Origin of the sequence: Pedobacter gandavensis (genome assembly GCF_032678745.1) — a bacterium.
Taxonomy (GTDB): domain Bacteria; phylum Bacteroidota; class Bacteroidia; order Sphingobacteriales; family Sphingobacteriaceae; genus Pedobacter; species Pedobacter gandavensis_C.
The window spans coordinates 1,850,822-1,870,616 of the sequence record NZ_JAVTST010000001.1; the positions used below are offsets into that span (position 1 = coordinate 1,850,822).

Below are 19,795 nucleotides of genomic sequence, written 5' to 3' on the forward strand. Positions count from 1 at the left end.
GATCTTAAAAATATGATTTATGAAGACGATGAACTGCTTTAAACCGGTATTTATCCTTTCTGTTCTATTGGTATGCCTCAGCCTGAAAACCAAGGCTCAGCAACAACCACCGAAACCGGGTTCGGGGAAAATCCTGCAAGACTTAAAAAAGTTAAACACCTTAGGCAACGTACTCTACCTTGCCGCACATCCGGATGATGAAAACACCACCCTGATCGCCTATCTGGCCAATCAGAAGTTATACCATACCGGCTACCTTTCCCTTACCCGTGGGGATGGCGGACAAAACCTGATCGGCCCGGAAATCCGCGAACGCCTGGGCATCATCCGTACCCAGGAACTACTGCAAGCCAGAAGAACCGATGGCGGCCATCAATTCTTTACCCGGGCCAACGACTTCGGTTTTTCCAAAAACCCGGAAGAAGTATTCAGCATCTGGGATAGAGAAAAGCTGCTTGCCGATGTAGTATGGGTGATCCGTAACTTTAAACCTGATGTCATCATCACCAGATTCCCCAAAGATTCCCGCGCTGGTCATGGCCAACATAGTGCCTCTTCGATCTTAGCAGAAGATGCTTTTGTAGCTGCCGCTGATCCGAAACGCTTTCCGGAACAATTAAAATATACACAGCCATGGCAAGCAAAAAGACTGGTATGGAACATCAGCTCCTGGGCCTTTAAAGATCCTGCAGCATTCGATAAGATTGCCGCCAATCTTGTAAAAGTTGATGTTGGCGTATTCAATCCTTTAATGGGGAAATCCTATGGCGAGATCTCTGCCGAAAGCAGAAGTATGCATAAAAGTCAGGGCTTTGGTTCTACAGGAACCCGTGGCAGCAACTTTGATTATTTCCAGCATACCATGGGTCCAGCTGCCAAAACCGATCTATTCGAAGACATCAACACCACCTGGTCCAGAATCCCGAACAGCGGCAAAATTCAGGAAGCAATCACCAAAGCTATTGCCACCTACGATGCTGCCAATCCTTCCGCAGTGGTGCCCCTACTCTTAACTGCCAGAGCAGAATTGCAAAAACTACCGGATACCTATTGGAAACAACAGAAAATGGAAGACATCCAGGAACTGGTTCGCTCCGCTACAGGACTGTATATTGAAGCTACCGCAAGCAATTTCGCCGTAGTTCCTGGTGGAAAACTGGAAGTACAAACAGAACTGATCAATAGATCGCCGATTGCCATAAAAGTAAGTTCCATCCGTTTCCCTTACCAGAATAGCGATACCACCATCAACGCCAACTTTGCAAATTCTGCGGGTAAAAAGTATAAAAAACAAGTCAGCGTACCAACAGACATCGCCTTTTCTCAGCCCTACTGGTTGCAAAAAGCAGATACACTGGGGATGTTCGACATCTTAAAGCAATCCGATGTAGGGCTACCGGAAAACACCCCTGCTGCGGAAGTCGCAGTAAACCTGACTATCGGCGGACAACCTTTTAAATTCAATGTTCCTGTAGTATACAAACACAACGACCTGGTCTATGGAGAATTGTACCAACCACTATCTGTGAGTCCACCGGTATTCGCCAACATTGCCGAAAACGTATACATGTTCAACGGCCCGACTGCCAAACCTGTCAACGTATTCCTGAAAGCAGGCAAAGCAAACATCAAAGGAGAAGTCTCGCTGAAACTTCCTGAAGGATGGACCGTTAGTCCTGCCTCCATCCCTTTTTCAATTGAAAAAGAAAAAGCAGAGCAAACCGCGAAGTTTATGGTTACACCACCAGCCAATTCCGATATCGCAGAAATTCATGCCGTGGTAAGTCTTGACCACAAAACGTATAACAAAGGAATCAGTGTGATCAATTACCAGCACATCCCTGAGCAAGTATTGTTTCCCCTCGCTACTGCAAAAGCCGTAAAATTAGACCTGAATGTAAAAGGTAAACGCATCGGTTACCTTGCTGGTGCCGGCGATGAAGTACCCCGCTCTTTACAACAGATCGGCTACGAGGTAACCATGCTGAAAGATGCGGATATGATCCCTGAAAATCTGGATAAATTCGATGCCATCATCGTCGGAATCCGAGCTTACAACACCTTAGACCGCATTAACTTTTACCATGACCGCCTGATGGATTACGTAAAAAATGGCGGCAACGTATTGATTCAGTACAATACCAATGCCGGATTAAAAACCAATCCGGGCCCCTACCCGATGAAACTATCCACGGATCGCGTAACCGTTGAAGGCGCAGAAGTACGCGTACTACTGCCAGAACACGCCGCATTCCAAAGCCCTAATAAAATCACCAATGCAGATTTTGAAGGTTGGGTACAGGAACGTGGATTATACTTCCCTAGCGAATGGGCAAAAGAATATGAAGCACTAATTTCCATCAATGACCCCGGAGAAAGCCCTAAAAACAGCAGTATCCTTGTAGCAAAATATGGAAAAGGAAACTTCGTTTACTCTGGAATTTCCTGGTTCAGACAACTTCCTGCAGGTGTTCCAGGTGCCTACCGACTATTTAGCAACCTAATTTCCCTGGGACACTAAAAATATTCTGGCTCCATTACATACCACTACCTCCATAAGGTGCCGATATCCTATATTAGCGATTCGGCACCTTTTACAAACCGAACCAAACCAAACCAAAAAAACTAAACCAGCTACTTTACGATGAAGAACATCTCCAGAAACCTGACCTTTCAGGTGATCATTGCAATTATCTTTGGCATCCTGGTTGGGATGTTCTTTCCAACCTTCGCAAATTCTGCGAAACTGATCAGCAAAACCTTCATCAATATGATCAGTATGCTAATTGCCCCGATCATTTTCTTCACCATCGTACTCGGCATAGCCAAAATGGGCGACATGAAAAAGGTAGGTCGTGTTGGTGGAAAAGCCTTACTGTATTTTGAACTGATTACCACAGTAGCGATTTTCATCGGACTTGTTACCGCCAACCTCATGAGGCCCGGTGATGGCTTAGACCCAAAAGTCCCACACAATAAAAGTACAGCAACAGCGATGATTGCTCCCGCAGCTGGTCACGGGCCAATTGCACCTACCGTTCCAAATGCTGTTGCCGCAGGCGCTCCAGCCACTGTTGCCCCTGCCGATACCAACTGGATGGAATTCCTAAGTCACATCATTACCCCGAACATATTCGAATCTTTTGCCAAAGGCGATATCCTCCAGATCCTCTTCTTCGCCATTCTTTTCGGCTTTGCCCTCAGTAAGATGGGCCGTGCCGGAAGACATACCATTATTGCTTTTGAAAACCTCTCGCAGATCATTTTCAACATGATGAAATTTGTGATGAAACTCGCACCATTAGGTGCTTTTGGAGGGATGGCATTTACCGTTGGCAACTACGGTCTTTCTACATTAATTCCTATGGGAAAGGTGATGTTAGTGGTTTACATCACTTGTATCCTCTTTATTTTCGTAGTGCTAAACTTCATTTGTTACCTCTATAAATTCAGCCTTTGGCAATACCTGAAATACATCCGACAAGAGATTCTGGTCGTACTGGGAACCTCCTCTTCGGAATCCGTATTGCCAAGTATGATTGAAAAAATGGAACGATTTGGATGCTCTAAATCTGTAGTCGGTCTGGTGATTCCAACCGGCTACTCTTTTAACCTGGACGGCACTTCTATCTATCTTTCCATTGCATTGATTTTCCTGACCCAGGCCTTTAAAATAGAGCTGGGCGTTGCAGAACAAGTCACAGCGATGGGGATCTTAATGGTGACTTCCAAAGGTGCTGCCGGCGTTACCGGCAGCGGATTTATCGTACTCAGCTCTACACTGGTTTCTCTAAACATCATGCCCATAGAAAACGTGGCCATCTTATTGGGCGTAGACCGCTTTATGTCGGAAGCCCGATCAATCACTAACTTGATTGGTAATGGCGTTGCCGTAGTAGTGATCGCAAAAAGCGAGAAAGAATTTGATGAAGAAAAGTACCAGCTCGCCATCCAACCAGCAATAGCATAAACTATAAGTTTAAATTGCTGGAATCCTTTCCAGCTACAATTTAAACTGCAAAGTCAGGTAATAACCTCTTGGGTCGGAAGGAAGAATCCCCGGCCCAGGATAACCATCTGCCCTACGTGTAAAGTATTTCTCATCCAATAAATTATTGACACTACCATATAAAGTAAACCATTTCCAGTTGTAACTGGCACTGAAATCCATCACCTGATAGCTAGGAATAGCACCATCTACTGCGGTTTCCGTAATCTCGGCATTGGTCGCATCCGAATAATGTTTAGCCACATAAGAATACTGCAGACTTAAATTGAAACGTTGATCTCCAAAAGAAAGCCCTGTTCTGAACAACATCGGAGGTACAAACTCTACCTTTTTATCTTTAAATGCCGTATTCTGAGTGTTGATGTAACGTGCATCAATCAAGGAGAAATTGGTGTAAGCACTCAGTTTATACTTACTGCTGCCCTGAGAAATTAACTTCAGAAAATCAGCCTCTACCAAACTCTCAAAACCAATATTTCTACTGTCCGATACATTCGTTCTCAGGCGGTACAACATATTATTAGGATCAGCTTTCTGCACTGAACCGATACGGCCATTGTATTTCAAATAAAACACACTCAAATCATAATACAACCAGTCTTTTAAATTCCCACGAATCCCCATATCTGCGGTATATCCTTTCTCATCATGCAACAAGGAATCTACTCTTGCATTTTCATTTAGTATCCTCAGATCATTAAAGTTGATCGATTTATAATTCTGTGAGATATTTGCATAGACTTCCACTGCTGGAACTGGTTTATAAGAAGTCCCTATTCCAAAAAACACAAAACTACGGTTGTTTTTCTTTTGCTCATCGATCCTAATATCCTCTACAAAACGTTGGATCTTATAATAATAGCCATCAGATTTTGTAGAGATAAATTCAAAACGAGCACCTGGAGTAACGCTCCATTTATCGCTAATCTGGAAAATATTCTCTGCAAATACCGCAACATTAGCCCCCGGAAAACGGAACTGCGATTTATTCGGTTCTGGTGTTAAGAAGTTAAAATCAGCTCCGGCACCGGTATTGGCATCCCCTTGTTGCCTTTTGGTTAGTCCGCTATACACCCTAACACCCGTCAGCAATGTACTGGTTTGCGCATTCAACAAAGTATATTGATGCAATAACCGAAGCTCAGAACCGTAATTATTGTACTTATCAACCATCAAATCTCTAGGACTTCCAACACCCGGATCTGGGCGATTGATATAAGTTAAAATACCTAGTGCATCCCTTCCGGCGCTCAAATGATAACTTCTCCAGTTCAATTTAGTCTGCTCAGAAATCTTATAATCCAAAGTGACATTCAACAAATCCCAGTTTACTTTAAACCAATTCCTAGCCCTAACAGAAATTGAAGGATCTCTATTAAATTGATCATCAGTTAAGCCCCCTGGTTGTTGCGCCAGATAATCCATGTGTGTAAACTCAGTCGTCAGTTTAAATTTATCACTAAAAGCATAGTCTAAATGCACATAAGCACCATGTTGGTCAAAATGACTATTGGGCCTCCAGCTGTCTCCTTTTTTATATTGGTAATAGGCGTAATAGTTCAGCTTTTTAACGGTACCACCGATGCTGTTGAAGGTATTTACAAAACCAAATGAACCTACCGTTTGTCGACTAGTGATCTCAAAAGGCTTATCTACCGGTCCTTTTTTCAATTTAAAATTGATCATTCCACCAAACTGAGTTCCATATTGTAAGCTTGCTGCTCCCCTCACAATTTCTATCCTTTCCAGCGCTTCTGTAGGCGGTGTATAATAACTTTCCGGATAGCCGAGTGCATCTGCACTGATGTCGTATCCGTTTTGTCGGGTGTTGAAATTAGATACTCTGGATGGATTTAATCCGCGACCACCAATACCCAATTGCAATCCGCCACCATCATACTCCCAGATGTTAAGCCCCGCAATACGCGCATAGATTTGTCGCGCATTATTGGTAGCCAGATTGGCATTGATGTTCTTCATATTGATCACTTCCGTTTTCTTGCCGGCATAAATAGCGGTTCCTTCCACCTGCAACAACTTATCTGCGGCACGGTCATTTACAGCAGTAATGTCTACCTCATCCAATTGTTTGGAAGATTCCGAGCTGGCTGGTGTATTAGATGATTCCGATCCTGGCGACTTCAAAGGCTCCAGATCCAGGGTCAATTTTAGCACCTCCCCTTTCAGGCGGATACTTTTGCGCAATAACTTTGTCCCTTGAAAAGAAACCTCCAGCTGATAAGCTCCCTTCTGTAATCCTGTAAAACTAAACTGACCATTGGCATCGGTTTTTACCTCCTTAGCAATTGGCTTTAATGTAACGCTTGCTCCTTGCACAGGTTTTTTATTCGATACAACCTGTCCGGAAATTTCCAGTTGCTGTGCCTGAGCAGCAAAACAAAACAGACAAAAAAGCAGCGTAAATATTGATTTCATAAATTAAGGTGTTGAATTGAATGGTAAAATCCACTGGTAATGTTTGAAACTCAAGGGCTGAACAGCAAGGTTCACCTGAGGATCAATAAAGGGAGCAGATCTGCTGCCATTGAGGGTCACATAAGATTCCCCATAAACTTCGGGATCGATGATCCCTCTTGCCGCATAAACTTTGGCCAGGTAATGGGCGTACCTAAGGATCAGATCAGCCTGTGTACTCATCATTTTTTCCTGCTGGGTACTCAGAAATTCCCGGTTATTCACCTCATAGGTTTTACCGGTTTTTGCTTCCCGCACATAAAAGTTTGCGGTGCCTACTTTTTCCATTAACATCACTCTCCAGGAAAAGCGATACCCTTCTTCGGTCCAGAAAAGCGGTCCAGGGTAAGCCAGATACCGCAAAGGCAGGATCAATTGAAAAAAGAAAAACACCATTAAAAAGCGTAACATCAGTTTTTGATGCGCCGACTGATAGCTTTTATCCTGCAGCGCTTTGAAAGCAACTGCAGTACGACCAGATATTTTATACCAGATCAGTTCTGAAAAATCCCTGACCACATAGATCAGTTTCAATTGATCAGCCGCAGAAAAGAAAATCAGCGTACACACCATCATGATATAAGGGAACATTCCGATGGCAGGGAAAAAGATAGCCGTGGCGATATGAAATATCAGAACCGCGATATACCCATATTTACGGGTCCTTTTGTTCAATAGAAAAAACACGATAAACAAATCGTAAATGGCACCAAACCAGCTGAACAAATAAGCGACCCAATCCTCATACATCAGGTTCCCGATCAGTGGCAGGTGACTTTTTGTAGGCAACCATATTTTCATTGGCATGGCTTCAAAAAGCCAGTCGGCATTCAGTTTTGCCAAACCGGCAAAGAAATAAACCAAGCCCAGTTGCAAGCGGATCGTACCAGTTATCCATCTAGGTACCAGCGTTACTTCAATCGCAGGATTTCGCCAGACATCCAAAGAGAAAAACCTTCCTGCTGGAAGCCAGATCATCAAAAAGCTGATCACACTCACAAAATAGTAGTGATTGAGGTAATACGTTACATCGATCAGTTCCACATAACTGAACAATAAAAAAAACACAATGATGGAAATCCGGTAGTAAAGTCCGAGGGCAACCAGTAAAGCGGAAATTCCCATAATCAGAAAAACAGCATACATTCCGGTAGCCCCTAATGGCTGTACCCAGTCAAATCCCATAAAAGTAAAATGGAAAGCAGGATCCACGTATTGCGTCATGACCCAGCCTTTCATCCAGAACCTAATGGTACTTAACACCATCATGATTCCAAATAAAACCCTGAAATTAGCCAATGGCGCAATAGATACCGGCTCCTGAATCCATTGCCTGATCTTAGTCACCGTCATTGTCTACATAAGAAATTTGAACACCAACTTTTGAAACCACATCACTCTTGATCAATCTCAACAGGGTCTGAATTTCTTTCAAAGCATCCGTAACTAAGGGCTTATTATTCAATAGCGAAGCCGATAATGGTGCCGGAATCGCTTTTAATTTGCTATCCACAAGGTTAAACTGAGCAATCACCTCTCCGTTTAATTTCGCTTGTCCGATCGCAATCACATAATCCGAAATCCCTTTACCGCTGTTTCCAGCCGTGTACATATTTCTAAGACTCTGCATATTTTCAATCGCTAAATCCAAAGAAATCCCTGAATAATACCCTTCACAACGATCAACAAAAGGCACATCTGCCGACTGAGTACCAAATGGCCAGCCGATTCTAGCACCTTTAATCATGTCCATTTCATAAGCAAACTGGTTGATCAGGAAACTAATCGGACTACCCGTATCGGTTTTTGTATTGGCGATAAATGTAGCACGATAACCGCCTTTCCATGTGCTTAGCGTTTGATCTACCAGGCTGGTAATTCTGGTCAACACATCCTGAACATACTTTTTACGGTTTCCACTTCCTGGATCTGCAAACTTCGCAATCGCATTATCAGAAAACAGTAAGTAATCCAAAACCGGAAAACCTTGCTGATGGAAAGTAGAGTTTTGCACTAAATTATAAGTACCACTGGCAATATTCTCTTCCACAATAGTAAGATCTGGTTTATCGACACCCAGTTTTTTCATAGTATTTGCCGGGAGCATATTGATAAAGCTATTCAGAGAAACATTCTCTGCCGGACCGAATTGCATCACAGAAATCCTTTCCACCTGTAAGAAAGCATCTTTAAACGCCACTTTCATTAATTGTTGACTGGTTGTATTGGGACTAAGCAGGAAGGCATTCACCGTGGCCTGCAAAGTAATCATCCGCTGTTGCATTCCTGTATATGCAGGGACAATCAGCGCATCTACATAATTGGCTAACATGGCCGATTTATCAAAACCATTTACACTTTTTTCTTCCTCTGGAGAACCACCTTTTTTACCACACGAAAAAGCAAAAAACAGCATAATAAATGCTATTGCTCCTATATTTTTTGATAACCTCATAATCCTTTTTTTAACATGATTTAAACGTACAAAACTCCCTGTGATCGAAATCACAGAGAGTTAACAATGAATTAAAAACGCTTAGTTTAAAGCAGGAAGCGCATAACTATCTTTTAAAATTGCCTGAGCTTCTTTCAATTTCGTAAAGCCAGCCTCATTAATCAAAGTGTAGAAATTGGTTTTAAGGATTGCTTGTAATTTAACAAAGTTTGCATCTGTTAATTTGCTACCAGCAGCTCTGTATTTCAAGGATTCTACAAATCCAAGACCTTCAGATAAAGCATGGAACTGGCTACCCAGGTTTCCAGCATTTGCAGTTAGCGTTGGAGAAACTACATAGTTGTAAGCAGCATTTGCAGCAAGTTTTTCCCAGATCTCTTGAATGATCACAATTTGTGCATCACGAACTTTTACGTCTTTTGCTCCGATTGCAGCACGACCTTTAAGGAAAGCGTCGAAAATGATTTTTCCAGCAGTAATGTTCTGACCGCGTTCTGCAAGGTAACCACCCCAAAGAGCTGGTTTAGCAGGGAATACCAAGGTAGAAGCATAAGTAACAGTAGGATCGTAATCATTAGGAACGGCTAAATAACCGAAAGCCTCATCCCAGTGTTGTTGTTGTAAAGCGATAGTACCATCAGTTTTAGTACTTGCCAATAGGTCTAATGCTTGTTTGAAGAACAAACTTCCCATCATTCCTTTAGTTACCGCCTGTCCGTTTTCTACACCTGTAGGACCCACGATAATTTTCGCTGAACCACGTATAATGTATCCACTGGTACCGTTTGTAGCTACTGCATTTACTTTACTATCCGCTATCAGATTATCTAAATATCCTTTAAATACAGTTGGATCTGTTGTTTTAGCCGCCAGGTTTAAGCCTGAAGTATTTAAAGCTGCATCTGTAAAGGCATTACCAGTATTATTGAAAAGGTTAGTTGCTTTAGTTCCGTCTAAAGCCGTACCTGCATTGGCTGTCTTCATATATACATCCAATTCTAACATTTGCTTCACTCTAATCGTAGAAGAGGCGTAGTTCGCGCCAGCAAAATTATAAGTCTTAGGAACGTCGTAAGGCGCAATAACTTCTTCATCCGCTACTTTATCTTTCTTACAAGAAGTTAAACCTGCAACTGCAAGGGCTACGAATACGGCACTTTTAAAGTAATTGTTTTTCATTTGTAATTGGTTTTCGTGATTTTTCAGTATATTGTTTGTAATAAGTCTAAATAAGTCTTATTCTTGCTGCAAATATTAATGTCAATTCTAAAGAATTTCTAAAGAGTTGTAAAAACCTGAATTTTATTTATGAAAATACTATTTGTAGAAGATGAGCCGGTATTATTGGAGGAGATGGAAAGCTATTTCAGCTCTTTAAATTTCATCTGCGAACAGGCCTCAACCTTCTGTCAGGCAGAACAAAAGCTCCGGGACTTCATTTACGACATCGTAGTTTTAGACGTCTCTCTCCCGGATGGAACAGGAATCAACCTCATTGAAGACATAAAAAGATGTAGTCTGGAAACCGGGATATTGATCCTTTCTGCCAGAAACTCCTTGCAAGATAAACTGTCAGGTTTGAACCTTGGCGCTGATGATTACCTCACCAAACCCTTCTTCCTCGAAGAACTCAGCGCAAGAGTAAACGCATTATACCGCAGAAAAACATTAAAGGGAATTGAACACATCACTTTTGATGACTTTAAAGTCGATCCACAATCAAAAATGTTATTTTTCAAGTCAGATGAAATCTCTTTGACACGTAAAGAATACGATATGCTAATCTATTTTGTGGTCAATAAAAACAGGGTAGTCGGCAAATCTTCCATCATTGAACACCTCTGGGGAGACCATTTCGACCAGAACGACAACTTCGACACGGTCTATGTTCACATCATGAACCTGAGGAAAAAACTCAGCAAAGCTGCAGGCAAGGATTACATTAAAACCGTATACGGAATGGGTTATAAATTTACTTATTAATGCGCCTACTTAGTAAAATCAGCCTGTATCATTTCTGGCTGAGCCTCTTTGTGTTGAGCATCGCCGGTTTCTTTCTTTTCAATTTCTTACAGCGCGAAATTTCCAGAGAAATCGAAGAACAGCTGGAACTCCAAACAGATCTGGTAGCCGGAGAAATTCAGGCAGGAAGAGCGGTCAATTTTCCATTGGTACAAATCAAAACCGGCGATGAGCAGGTATTGATGAAAATCCCTAAAATTTTCAAAGACACCTTGATATACGACCATGTCCAAAATGAAAAAGAAGGTTATTATTACTTTGAGGAAAGCAAGAAAATCAATGATCAGGCCTACCGGATCAGGGTCATGACCACCTATATTGGCTGGGGAAACTATTCCAGAACCATCACCTATATTTTCATTACCATCGCTGTATTATTCATTGCATTGGGCACATTGCTCAATTATTTCATCAGTCGCAAGCTCTGGAAACCATTCCTCAACAACCTGAACCAGATGAAAAAATACTCGGTAAGTTCAACAGCAAAGCTGGAACTCAGCTCTTCCAATGTCACAGAATTTCAGGAAATGAATGAAGTACTGACCGACCTCAGTCAAAGGGGAAGACGGGAATATCTGGCTTTAAAAGAGTTCACAGAAAATGCTTCACATGAGATCCAGACCCCACTAAGCATTTTAAAAACCAGATTGGAAAGCATCAGTCAGCTGCCCGTTGATGCAGAACTGACCAGATTACTTGGAGATGCGAAGCAGGCGGTAACCAGATTAAGCAGGGTAAACCGAGGACTCCTACTTCTCGCCAAACTTGAAAACAATACTTTTGCAGCCGATCAGCAACAGCTTTCTTTAACTGCCGTCCTACAACGAAATATGGAACTCATGGCGGATTTGTTTGCCCATAAACAGATTTGTATAGAAAGCTCCCTGGAAGAAAAACAAGTCTTTGCCAGTGCCGCGCTAATGGAAATTCTCATTTCAAATTTACTATCCAATGCACTGTCGCATTCTGCACCCGGTGCCAGCGTAATAGTTCTGTTGCGCGCAGATTCCCTGGAAGTTTCTAATGACGGCCCTCCCCTTACATTTGAGCGATCCAGACTGTTTACCCGTTTCGGCAAAGGAAGTCCCGGTTACACTGGAAACGGTCTTGGCCTATCTATCCTCAAGCAAATCTGTATCGGTCAAGGCTGGGAAATCACCTACAACTACAGTGCAAAACAGCACCACTTCAAGGTGTCCTTTTAAGATTTCATTAAAATCCATCATTCTATATTTTTATCTATAAACAACTGATGACTAATGGAAAGCACTGGTTGTTCTTTTTGTGCAGAGGCACCAAAAATAGCCTCCAGAATAATTGGACAAACCTCTGTTCCTTTTAAATGACTACCCCAAATGCCCACCCCGATCATCACCGGTTGATCGGCTTCCGCCACAGTTACCCGACCATGTGAACCTTTAACCACGCTTGCATCCAGCCCGATAAAATCCATCACTGTACGGAAGCCTAGTTTCTTCTTCATCAGCTTCCACACAATCCGGGGAATCATCAGCTTTTTCTTTTGATCAAGAAACATTTCTACCGGATCATAACCAGGTTTTTTATGAATGTCTACCATCCTCGCAAAATCAGGTGCTTTTTTGTCATCCTCCCAATAGTAATAAGTAAACCAGCTGTTTTTATCGGCAATACAAATCAAATCACCAGCGCGCTCATGGTTGATATGGAATTCCTTTTTCCCCGCTTCATCCAGAACCCTTTCAATTCCCGGCATTTCCTCCAGTAAGGACTTCAGCTTCTCCAATTTTGAGGGATCTTTGACATAGACATGGGCAATCTGATGATCGGCAACCGCAAAAACTGCCGATTGTCCGGCATCCAGCAATTCCAATCCTTTCTCTTCCCTAATCGCCAGGTATCCCCGATCCCTTAGTATCCTGTTGATATGGATCGGCTGATGAACAGCGGTAATCCCATACTCCGAAATCAGAATGGGCTTAACGCCTTTTCCCTCAAAAAACTGAATCAGGTCTTTACATACTTCATCGATTTCTTTTAGATCCCTATGAATTTCCGGAGATTCCGGATCAAACTTCTGACCACAGTAATCGAGATGAGGCAGATAAACCAGCATCAGGGTTGGATTGTGCCATTCATGAACGAGCTTAGAAGCATCCGAAATCCATTTGCTGGACTTGATAGTAGTCTTCGGGCCCCAAAAATCAAACAAAGGAAAAACCCCTAAACGCTCCTGCAAGCGATCCCTAAGGCTTGCCGGCTGACTATAACAATCTGGTTTCTTTTGTCCGTCTGCCCAATATTGTGGCCTTGGCGTAACAGAAAAATCTGCTGTCGAATACATATTATACCACCAGAACATATTTGCACAGGTAAATTCCGGATCGATTGCCTTGCCCATATCCCATACCTTAGGAGACTGAACCAACTGATTAGATTGCTTCCAGAATTTAACTTCTGCTTCTTCCTTAAAATACCAGCCATTCCCCACAATTCCATGTTCTGATGGCCATTCGCCAGTCAGATAGGTCGCCTGAGTACTACAGGTCAATGCAGGAAATACCGGATCGATAGTATGAATTCCTCCATTTTCTTCCAGCCATTGATGCAAAAAAAGATCTTTATGGCGGAGTAATGCGGAGCTAAGTCCTACGATGTTAATTACTGCCGTCTGCTGCATTTGCTACCTCCTGAACTAAAAATTCTTCCGTTTTTTCTTCCCTGCTTTCTATCAAAGCCAGTACCCAGGAAAGCTCTCTATTTATAGATTGCTTTAAATCCATCGTCATTTGCTTTGGCAAAACATCCCAGGTATAGGTTTCTACTTCCATATGACTGGTAAAAGGCTTTTTCATCCATAAATCCATCGCCTTTATGATATCATCCTGCGTAGAAGATAATCCCTGGTAGTAAAACAGAAAAATAGGCACATGAAAATGAGTCCGCAATTCTTCGGAATCCAGTTCTGCCATTTCCGCTATACCGGGCTTTAAATCTGCGAACTTCTTCAGCTCACCTGAGTGTTTTTTAACTACTGCCTGGTGCAGGTAAATCGGTTCCGTGAACTGTGATAAATGTTCCATCATTTCAGCTCTGCTCCCATTACATTGGGTATTGCATTTTAGGGCAGCACTGATCTGCATCTTTCCAATTTTTATCCCCTTTTCTTCCATGCTTCGGATCACCGCTTCCGGTTCTTCAAATTCCACAGAAAAATGGCAGATATCATAACACAATTGCAGGTGTTGAAGAATATACTCCCGAGCTTCTAAGGCCGTACATTTTAGCTGCTTCCTCAACAATTCCAGTCCTTCCTTCAAAAGGTAGGATTCGAAGAAATCAATAAAATCTGCGCTATTTTCCAATAATCCATCCGGTTCAGGCTCTATATCCAGGTGCATATTTTTGCCAGTCAGGCGGTTTAACTGAACCAGATGAACCACAATTTCTATTAAATGGGCACAGCTCTGTTTCTTGGCTGCAATGATTTCTTCGGCGGTATCATACCAATGCTTATAGGAAAGCGGAGAAGTAGAGATCCCTCCAATCTGCCCATCCGGTAGCAATTCTGCCAGCAAATTGAACAGTAAAATGGTATAATCCAACCTTTCCCTGCTCAGCCAATCCGGAGCATGCACCTTATCTTTCAGCGCCTTGCCATGAAAGTTTCCATAAGGAAAACCATTGATGGTAAATACATATAAGTCATTTGCGCTCAGCCATTGCTTAAAAGCACTGAGCTGATCTTCCTCCTGCAAGGTCAGCGCAGTTTGATTAGACAACCTCAACCCGATCCCGAAAGGTTCTTCAGGAGCTAGTTTCGCTTTTACGCCTAGCGTATATTGTTCTAAACTGTCGAATACTTCTTTCCAGGATTCCCCTGAATGAATATTGGTACAGTACGTTAAATGGGCATCGTTTTTTACTTTCATAGCGATTGCTGAATTAAAATTGGATTATCATTAAATACAGAACTAGACTTTAATAAATATTGAACGGCCTCAGACAGTATGGTATGGCTCATCTCCTGCACTTCTTCCCCTTTCCCGATCTCTTCCAATAACATAATGGTTAATTCTCCACCCAGATGTTCTCTGAATTCTTCCAGTCCCCGGAACAATTGTGGATGGATTTCAAGACTATGCTCCTCCAACAACATCGGATGAAAAATCTCAAATCCCAATGCCTTTAAACAGTCCAGCACCCGAAACACCTCCATGGCATTCAATCGGCCAGTTAACCTGGAATAAACAGTATCGAGGGCGATTCCTATAGCTACCGCTTCTCCATGCAGCAACTGATAACCGGAAAGACATTCCAGTTTATGTGCTGCCCAATGGCCAAAATCAAGCGGTCGGGAACTCCCTTTTTCAAACGGATCCCCGGCAGTTCCGATGTGTTCAATATGCAGTTCCGCACAGCGAAAAACCAGTTGTTCCATCAGGGTCATATCCCGGTTATTCAAGGCTTCAACATTTGCGCTGATCCAATCAAAAAACACTTTATCTTTTATCAATGCCACTTTAACCGCTTCCGCAATTCCGGAGCGCCAGTTTCTATCGTCCAGAGATTCCAGAAAGACCGCATCATTGATCACCGCATAAGGCGGAGAAAAAGTGCCCAGGAAGTTTTTCTTCCCGAAATGGTTGACACTGTTTTTCACGCCTACTCCAGAATCGTTCTGCGACAATACCGTGGTAGGGACCCTGATCAGGCGAATTCCACGGTGTGCGATTGCAGCCGCATACCCCACAGCATCCAGCAAAGCCCCTCCCCCTACCGCAATGAGGTAAGAATGGCGGTCTATCCGATGCTCATGGATGAAGGTCAAGACCTCCTCAATATAGGCGGGTTCATTCTTTATGGCTTCCCCGCCAGGGATCACCAATACCTCGCAATGGAGGCCATGAACTTTAAAATAATTATTGATTTCCCGAAGGATTCCAGGATGGCATTCGCGGATGGCAGTTTCGATCACCAATACCGCTTTTGCGGATCCATGACGAAGAATTCCGATCAACTCCTCGTTCTCCGGATTAAATATATTCCGGCTAAAAATAACCGGATACTGATAGCTAACTTGAAAATGCTGTTGAATAGTTTGGGCTTTATACATAATTCATAGGGTCTAAATGAAGACTTAGGTCACTGCAAATCGCTTTGCCAGCAACACGGAGATGGGTAATAAAAACAATACCGGAAGAGCATAAAACCAGTTTGCAAATCCTGCGATGTAACAGGCATTCAATAAAATCAGAGAAAGCACACCCGTTTTCACGGCCTTCTTTATCCAGTCGGGCCGATTGGTCTGGTAAGCTTTTAACTTGGCCAGAAAATTCAATCCATACCAAAGGATTAGAAAAGGTGCTGCTACCCATAAATTCAATCCGCTCAATCTGCTGATGGCGAAAAACATGGCGACAACCAGGATGTCCAGAAACATCGCCAGCAAAATCGCAGATTTGTTGTTCCCTGAGACTTCCTTCTGTGCAGTCAGGGTAATGGCAGCAATAAAAATAATCGGCACCAGCACGATATAGCCATTCTGAAACAGATGGTCGGGAAGAATGCTCATGCCCAGCAATAAATTTCCCCCGCGACAAATACCCATATTCAGTGGTCCAAAAAAAGGATGGTGCTTTCCAAACTTGTTATAACATAAGGCCAGGACAGCAATGCCTAAGGCAATAACTCCGCTAAGGAGCGAAACGGTTACCGCAGCGCCAATCCCGATCACAAAAAGGCCTACGCCCAATTGAACCGCTTCATTATAAGCAACCTTCCCACTGGGAAGTATCCTCTCCGGCCTACTTTCGATGTCTTCTTCCAAATCAAAAACATCATTAAAAACGATTCCACCACCATAAAGTCCAATGGTAGAAAGCAGTAATAAAGTGATATGTGTTAAGGAAGAAGAGGACCAGTCCGCAGGACTAAAAAAACCGGAAATGGCAATACCTCCCAGGATATCGGACAAGGCCGTCATCACATTGGCCGGTCGCATTAAAGTTAGATAATGCGTCCATTTTCCACTCCATCCCAAAGAGATCCCCTTTTCCATCCCCTTAATTATCTATAATATTTGAGTACGAAATCACCTGCGCCTCCTGCCCTCTTAATATCCCGCTCCCATCAAAAAGCGCGGACTGTTCAATGGTCATTTCTTTTTGCCAGTCGGATTCTTTCATCTGCCCGCTCTGAGCATAAGCAGTTAATGCATTTTGATAGCAGGTAAGCTGCACATCTACTTTTGAAATACCACGTTCCAACATTAAAGCCGCCGTTTTTGGAACAGATAAAGGATCACTAACTCCCCAATCTGCGGAGCTATCCACAATAATTCTTTCCGATCCGTATTGTTTAACGATCTCCACCATACGCTCATTTCCCATTTTCGTATTCGGATAAATGGTAAATGCCGTCCAGTATCCTCTATCCAGCACGTGTTTTACAGTTTCTTCATTATTATGATCGATCACCACCATATGTGGCGCTACACCATGCTCTTCCAACACATCCATACTTCTGATGGTACCGTTGATTTTATCGCGGTGCGGCGTATGTACCATGATTGGTAGCTGGAAGGTTTTGGCAATTTCAATTTGCAGTCTGAAGTATTTATCTTCCGCAGCAGTCTGATCGTCGTAACCTATCTCACCGATGGCCACCACGCCTTCCTTTCCTGCAAATAAAGGCAGCAATTCCATCACCTGCTCGGCCAGCGCTTCATTATTTGCTTCTTTGGAATTGAGTCCCATGGTACAATAATGTTTAATCCCAAACTGCGAGGCACGGAACCTTTCCCAACCAATCAAAGAGCTGAAATAATCCTGGAAAGAACCTACTGAACTGCGGGGCTGGCCCAACCAGAAAGCGGGTTCAATGACAGCAACAATTCCTGCGGCACGCATGGCCTGATAATCGTCCGTTGTTCTGGACACCATATGAATATGTGGATCTATAAAATACATTTGCTTTGTGTTTAATGTTAATTAATCGTTTAATGGCTTTGGTAAATCTCTGGTCAGGAATGGAAATATCAACCTCCAGATTTCCGGACTAACGGTTCTTCCTGCAGCCTTGCGTTCCTTAATAAATCCTTGAAGGATTTTCGCCAGCTTTTCATTTCTTCGTTGATCCAGTCCGTAAATACTGAACAACGGCCGGCCTGTAAAAACGGCCTTCATTACCATCTGGTTCCAGGCATCTTCCGATAAGTAGCGAGATGCAAAGGGGTTATTTGCCACAATGGCATCCAATACATCGGTCATATTTGTCCTGATCCCCTCCACCATTCTTTCTGTAAAATCCTGCGCGTTGTCCAGAAAATACAACCCTTTATAAAGGATGCGCAGTTCATTAATATCCGCGGTTTCAAATAGCTTTTTCAAAGTCTTTTCATTTTCAGAAATCGGGAGGGCGAGCATGAGCATGATCCTGCAGAGTTCCTGTAAATTCCAGTCCGATTTAGAGAAACCGGGATAGCGAAGTTCGAAATCTGCGAGTACCTCTTTCGAAAACACCGCCTTTTGCGGCGCGATGAATCTGGGCACCAGGCTAAATAAAGGGATGAACCGCCGGAGCAGCTCATCCTCTTCCAGGGATGTAATAGTAAGGTTTAGCCAGTTCAATTCGACATCCGACAGCTGATCCGATAGGAATTCCTGTAGCAATAGTTGCGTATTAATTTCTGGTAACTGATCCATATTTTGAAACAGATTAAGCGGGCACTTTACGGTCTGCAGCCAATTGCTGTTTTTCAGGAGCGCTCAGGTTATCATTGGTCACATATTCGTAGCTTGGACCAGCTACATGGCCCGGGTTAGAAGGATCTTCTGAAGCCAGCAGTTTACCCGCATACAACCTCAGTGAATACATTAAGCCCATCGCCTCATTAATTTTTTCCGGTTCCCCGTTAAAAGTATCATGCAGACTGTTCAGTAGATTGGTATAAGTAAAATTGAAAAACTTACTGTTTTTGTAGGCAATCGTATCTACCGGATAATCAGCCATTTTAGGGTTATCAGTCATGTTCGGAATCTTGCTCAGATCACAAGGAATCGCAGCACCGGAATAAGAATAACCGACTGCCTGTGAAGGATCTTTTACCAGTCTCTTTCCATTGTAAATCTCTTCAAAACGGTAGTAATGTGCCGGATCTGTGGTATCATCTTCTCCAGTCGTTTCACCTGGGGCAATGAAAGGATCTGTACTCGTTCCTTCTCCCTGATCTACAATTAAGTCAATTCCATCAAATGCAGATTGCTTATCCAGAATCGGGAATAGTTCTTTCAGCGGGAACCACCTTTCATTAGTCATCTGCTTTGCAGGATCACCAGTAAAAATGGTTCGATTAAGGATATTTGCTTCAGCTTCCAGTAAATCGATCAAATCTTTAACTCTTTGGTAAAACATACCAATAGTTAGTGGAGCTTCCGCTTCCTGGGCGAATAAAACAGGAATATCAATCGGATGTTCCGGCTCTTCGATCACCATAAAAACATCTTTAATCAGTTCTTTGGAGAATTTAGAAATAGGTACAACCAGGGTGCTTTCAACTGTTCCCGGAAGGTTTCCAGGATAAGTAGGAATAAATCCTGGCTGGTTCAATACTGGTGTTCCACCAATGGCATTTAATATATTGCAGGCAATGGATAAATGCAGCATTTCTTCTTTTACCACAGATCCGATCAGGCTGGATATTTCATCATTCCCGGTATTCACTAATGTAAAAACAGCGGTTAAATACGGGGGAATGGTGGAATGCTCCAACATAATTGCCGTTTGCATGGCATTCTTCAGATCTTGAAGAGACTCTAGTTTTATATTTTTTAGAAAAAGCATGAGGTTTCGGT

Annotated in this window: 15 protein-coding genes; 4 read left to right on the top strand and 11 right to left on the bottom strand. The window is 42.8% G+C overall.

The genetic code is table 11. From position 1 onward, the window contains the following. Positions 1–19 precede the first annotated feature (19 nt). Positions 20–2,521, top strand: coding sequence for a PIG-L family deacetylase (locus R2S10_RS07595; RefSeq protein WP_316839845.1), 2,502 nt, complete (start codon positions 20–22; stop codon positions 2,519–2,521). 123 nt (positions 2,522–2,644) lie between these two features. After that, on the top strand, positions 2,645–3,970 hold the full coding sequence (dctA, locus tag R2S10_RS07600; protein ID WP_316839846.1) for a C4-dicarboxylate transporter DctA: 1,326 nt from the start codon (positions 2,645–2,647) through the stop codon (positions 3,968–3,970). Positions 3,971–4,003: 33 nt separating this feature from the next. Here dctA and R2S10_RS07605 read toward each other — a convergent pair whose 3' ends face one another. The 4 genes from R2S10_RS07605 to R2S10_RS07620 form a co-directional block, all read right to left on the bottom strand. Continuing rightward, complete coding sequence (locus R2S10_RS07605) at positions 4,004–6,445, bottom strand: TonB-dependent receptor (RefSeq protein ID WP_316839847.1); 2,442 nt, start codon at positions 6,443–6,445, stop codon at positions 4,004–4,006. A gap of 3 nt (positions 6,446–6,448) precedes the next feature. Continuing rightward, complete coding sequence (locus R2S10_RS07610; RefSeq protein WP_316839848.1) at positions 6,449–7,837, bottom strand: HTTM domain-containing protein; 1,389 nt, start codon at positions 7,835–7,837, stop codon at positions 6,449–6,451. After that, on the bottom strand, positions 7,824–8,939 hold the full coding sequence (locus tag R2S10_RS07615; protein WP_316839849.1) for an imelysin family protein: 1,116 nt from the start codon (positions 8,937–8,939) through the stop codon (positions 7,824–7,826). The genes R2S10_RS07610 and R2S10_RS07615 overlap by 14 nt, the downstream gene beginning before the upstream one ends. Positions 8,940–9,020: 81 nt before the next feature. Then, positions 9,021–10,118, bottom strand: a complete 1,098-nt coding sequence (locus R2S10_RS07620) for a DUF4856 domain-containing protein (protein WP_316839850.1) — start codon at positions 10,116–10,118, stop codon at positions 9,021–9,023. A gap of 129 nt (positions 10,119–10,247) precedes the next feature. Here R2S10_RS07620 and R2S10_RS07625 point away from each other — a divergent pair, with 129 nt between their 5' ends. Together R2S10_RS07625 and R2S10_RS07630 are read left to right on the top strand one after the other, a co-directional pair. Beyond that, positions 10,248–10,922: a response regulator transcription factor gene (locus tag R2S10_RS07625; protein WP_316839851.1), complete on the top strand. Its 675-nt coding sequence runs from the start codon at positions 10,248–10,250 to the stop codon at positions 10,920–10,922. Continuing rightward, the gene (locus tag R2S10_RS07630; RefSeq protein WP_316839852.1) at positions 10,922–12,166 is read left to right on the top strand and encodes a HAMP domain-containing sensor histidine kinase; all 1,245 of its coding nucleotides are present in this window, start codon (positions 10,922–10,924) and stop codon (positions 12,164–12,166) included. The genes R2S10_RS07625 and R2S10_RS07630 overlap by 1 nt, the downstream gene beginning before the upstream one ends. A gap of 17 nt (positions 12,167–12,183) precedes the next feature. On the opposite strand, the gene R2S10_RS07635 is transcribed toward R2S10_RS07630, so the two are convergent. The 7 genes from R2S10_RS07635 to R2S10_RS07665 are packed head-to-tail and all read right to left on the bottom strand — an operon-like array spanning position 12,184 to position 19,784. After that, positions 12,184–13,620: an alkaline phosphatase family protein gene (locus R2S10_RS07635; protein WP_316839853.1), complete on the bottom strand. Its 1,437-nt coding sequence runs from the start codon at positions 13,618–13,620 to the stop codon at positions 12,184–12,186. Next, positions 13,598–14,872 (bottom strand): metabolite traffic protein EboE, encoded by a 1,275-nt coding sequence (gene eboE / locus R2S10_RS07640; protein ID WP_316839854.1) that lies wholly within the window; start codon positions 14,870–14,872, stop codon positions 13,598–13,600. Before eboE ends, R2S10_RS07635 begins: the two co-directional genes overlap by 23 nt. Further along, positions 14,869–16,056, bottom strand: coding sequence for a 3-dehydroquinate synthase (locus R2S10_RS07645; protein WP_316839855.1), 1,188 nt, complete (start codon positions 16,054–16,056; stop codon positions 14,869–14,871). Before R2S10_RS07645 ends, eboE begins: the two co-directional genes overlap by 4 nt. A gap of 24 nt (positions 16,057–16,080) precedes the next feature. After that, positions 16,081–17,001, bottom strand: coding sequence for a UbiA-like protein EboC (gene eboC, locus R2S10_RS07650; RefSeq protein ID WP_316839856.1), 921 nt, complete (start codon positions 16,999–17,001; stop codon positions 16,081–16,083). 4 nt (positions 17,002–17,005) lie between these two features. Then, positions 17,006–17,911: a TatD family hydrolase gene (locus tag R2S10_RS07655; protein ID WP_316839857.1), complete on the bottom strand. Its 906-nt coding sequence runs from the start codon at positions 17,909–17,911 to the stop codon at positions 17,006–17,008. A 21-nt stretch (positions 17,912–17,932) separates the two neighbouring features. Continuing rightward, entirely contained in the window at positions 17,933–18,646 is a 714-nt protein-coding gene (locus R2S10_RS07660) for an EboA domain-containing protein (protein WP_316839858.1), read from the bottom strand. A gap of 13 nt (positions 18,647–18,659) precedes the next feature. Continuing rightward, positions 18,660–19,784 (bottom strand): ferritin-like protein, encoded by a 1,125-nt coding sequence (locus tag R2S10_RS07665; protein WP_316839859.1) that lies wholly within the window; start codon positions 19,782–19,784, stop codon positions 18,660–18,662. Between the last annotated feature and the right edge of the window lie 11 nt (positions 19,785–19,795).

Coding starts and splice junctions, on each gene's coding strand:
- R2S10_RS07625 (WP_316839851.1), top strand. CDS start 10,248: ATGAAAATACTATTTGTAGAAGATGAGCCGGTATTATTGGAGGAGATG.
- R2S10_RS07620 (WP_316839850.1), bottom strand. CDS start 10,118: ATGAAAAACAATTACTTTAAAAGTGCCGTATTCGTAGCCCTTGCAGTT.
- eboE (WP_316839854.1), bottom strand. CDS start 14,872: ATGAAAGTAAAAAACGATGCCCATTTAACGTACTGTACCAATATTCAT.
- R2S10_RS07655 (WP_316839857.1), bottom strand. CDS start 17,911: ATGTATTTTATAGATCCACATATTCATATGGTGTCCAGAACAACGGAC.
- R2S10_RS07660 (WP_316839858.1), bottom strand. CDS start 18,646: ATGGATCAGTTACCAGAAATTAATACGCAACTATTGCTACAGGAATTC.
- R2S10_RS07665 (WP_316839859.1), bottom strand. CDS start 19,784: ATGCTTTTTCTAAAAAATATAAAACTAGAGTCTCTTCAAGATCTGAAG.
- R2S10_RS07630 (WP_316839852.1), top strand. CDS start 10,922: ATGCGCCTACTTAGTAAAATCAGCCTGTATCATTTCTGGCTGAGCCTC.
- R2S10_RS07595 (WP_316839845.1), top strand. CDS start 20: ATGAAGACGATGAACTGCTTTAAACCGGTATTTATCCTTTCTGTTCTA.
- eboC (WP_316839856.1), bottom strand. CDS start 17,001: ATGGAAAAGGGGATCTCTTTGGGATGGAGTGGAAAATGGACGCATTAT.
- R2S10_RS07610 (WP_316839848.1), bottom strand. CDS start 7,837: ATGACGGTGACTAAGATCAGGCAATGGATTCAGGAGCCGGTATCTATT.
- dctA (WP_316839846.1), top strand. CDS start 2,645: ATGAAGAACATCTCCAGAAACCTGACCTTTCAGGTGATCATTGCAATT.
- R2S10_RS07645 (WP_316839855.1), bottom strand. CDS start 16,056: ATGTATAAAGCCCAAACTATTCAACAGCATTTTCAAGTTAGCTATCAG.
- R2S10_RS07615 (WP_316839849.1), bottom strand. CDS start 8,939: ATGAGGTTATCAAAAAATATAGGAGCAATAGCATTTATTATGCTGTTT.
- R2S10_RS07605 (WP_316839847.1), bottom strand. CDS start 6,445: ATGAAATCAATATTTACGCTGCTTTTTTGTCTGTTTTGTTTTGCTGCT.
- R2S10_RS07635 (WP_316839853.1), bottom strand. CDS start 13,620: ATGCAGCAGACGGCAGTAATTAACATCGTAGGACTTAGCTCCGCATTA.